Origin of the sequence: Helicobacter sp. MIT 11-5569 (genome assembly GCF_000765695.2) — a bacterium.
Classification (GTDB): Bacteria; Campylobacterota; Campylobacteria; order Campylobacterales; family Helicobacteraceae; genus Helicobacter_D.
In genome coordinates, this window is the sequence record NZ_JRPB02000038.1 from 1 (window position 1) to 1,413 (window position 1,413).

General features: G+C 33.0%; 3 protein-coding genes. All 3 read right to left on the minus strand.

Annotation, left to right across the window (positions count from 1 at the left end; genetic code table 11):
* Nucleotides 1–110 precede the first annotated feature (110 nt).
* A complete protein-coding gene (locus tag LS70_RS10120) occupies nucleotides 111–578 on the minus strand; it encodes a hypothetical protein (protein ID WP_034286780.1) in 468 nt (155 codons plus the stop codon).
* Nucleotides 575–1,150 (minus strand): hypothetical protein, encoded by a 576-nt coding sequence (locus tag LS70_RS09845; RefSeq protein ID WP_138109451.1) that lies wholly within the window; start codon nucleotides 1,148–1,150, stop codon nucleotides 575–577. Before LS70_RS09845 ends, LS70_RS10120 begins: the two co-directional genes overlap by 4 nt.
* Before the next feature lie 82 nt (nucleotides 1,151–1,232).
* Nucleotides 1,233–1,413, minus strand: a 181-nt coding sequence (locus LS70_RS10260; RefSeq protein WP_236096477.1) for a hypothetical protein, incomplete at its 5' end; no start/stop codon positions are given.

A 1,413-nucleotide genomic window follows, 5' to 3' on the forward strand; every position in this document is an offset into this window, starting at 1 on the left:
TGATGGCTTTTGTGATTTTAAAGGAGACAGAAGGAGAAGAGGTGGGATTTATTGTTAGGGTGAGGTAGGAATTAAGATTCATTGGGTGTCCTTTGGAATTAAATATTGTTTTATATAAAGTTTGTAGCAGTGGTTATCATCTCTTTGCCATTTTGATAAAGTTTATAGGCACTATCTGCTGTGGGTTCAGCAATCCATTTATTGCATACCCAATTGCCAAACCCTGCACCTGCTCCAGCACCGAGAGCCGTGCCAATTCCGGGCGCAACACTACCAATAACTGCTCCAGCTGCCGCACCTCCCGCTACTGCACAAGTATTACTAAGAGCTACACCATAAAAGGCTTCAACTTTAGCCTTTTCTCCTTGTGCAGTGGCTATGGAATTAATATCATTGATAATACTAATAGGCTTTGGAGTGTTTTTTAATGTAGTTTTTCCAAAATTAGAAACATCAAGATTTTTAGTTACTTCTTTAGTAGTGGCTTCTATTGCAGCTCCTATTGCCCCTATTCCATTTTTAACCGTATCTCCTCTTTCTTGATAACCACTCTTTGCTTTATTAGTCTCATCACTCATTGTTTGCCCCTAATAATATAAATATTTACAATAGCACCCCAAAAGAAGAATGGTATTCCAAAGCATACCATAAAGCCTTGCCAAAAATCAATGTAAAATAACATCTCAAAGAAGTTATCTATAAAATAAGTGCTACTATCTTCATACTTAGAATAGCCAATTAGTCCGCCATTAAGGAAACGATGGAACACATAAATCATAAGCAATGATAGTATAATCATACTAAATATTGCCATTTTTTTATTTTTACAAATCCTTGCAAACCTTTCAGTAGCCTTTTTCGCTTCCTTAGTATAATGATAAATGGATAACAATCCTTGTCTCATAACAAGATAGAAATAATACACAAAGACCCACAAAGAATATACCATACCCACCACAAACATATATGCAGCATAAAACTTACAAAGTTCAGGGGCAAAGGTTTTAGATTCCATAAGTTTAATTGCTGGAATAAAGTCCATAAAGTCAGTGAAAACTTTTAAATAAGGATATTGCGTTAAAATATTATAAGGGAGTAGAAAGAGAGTTAAAGAACAAAGAACAAAGAAAATCAAGACTAAGGAAATCAATAAAGTTCTTTTTTTATTAAAATGCTGATTTTTTAATTTAACTCGCAAATAAGCTCTAAAGCGATTATAGGTTAAGGGTTTATTAGGCATTGGTTAGTCTTTGTAAGAGATAATACACATCATATCCAACATAAATTAAATACAAAATCTTAATTGTTTGATTGTTTAAATTAATAGCATTATGGGTATTTTTATAAGAATAAAAGCTAAAGATAATGAGAGATAATACACAAAGAGTAATGGAAAGAGTTTTTAGATAAGCC

Bases quoted from the DNA above. Each gene is read 5' to 3' on its own strand.
- LS70_RS10120 (WP_034286780.1), bottom strand. From the start codon at position 578: ATGAGTGATGAGACTAATAAAGCAAAGAGTGGTTATCAAGAAAGAGGA.